This is a genomic window from Paraburkholderia sp. SIMBA_030 (assembly GCF_046535245.1).
Taxonomy (GTDB): Bacteria; Pseudomonadota; Gammaproteobacteria; order Burkholderiales; family Burkholderiaceae; genus Paraburkholderia.
This window is the reverse complement of record NZ_JAWRXB010000666.1, coordinates 1-267: the sequence shown is the minus strand read 5'-3', so window position 1 is coordinate 267 and position 267 is coordinate 1. Positions and strand designations below refer to the sequence as shown.

Here is a 267-nt window from a genome sequence, read left to right as displayed (position 1 = left end):
ATTAAAGCTTGGCAATCCATTCTTTAATAGCGCGTGCTTGCTCAGCGGCATTACCGATATAAGTAGCAGGCGTCAATGCACGTAGGCGTTCTTTATCCGCATCACTAACTGCCGATAGCTCATCGCTTTCGACGAAAGTTAGCATGGCTTCACGAGTCATGGCATTACCACGAGTCAAGGCTTTTAGTTTTTCATACGGGTTTTCAACACGGTAGCGACGCATGACCGTTTGAATCGGCTCTGCCAACACTTCTTGCGCTTGATTCA

1 pseudogene is annotated in these 267 nt (G+C 47.2%); it reads right to left on the bottom strand.

The features are described from left to right. Position 1: 1 nt before the first annotated feature. Positions 2-267, bottom strand: a pseudogene (locus tag SB772_RS41625) (hypothetical protein); the annotation flags it as partial.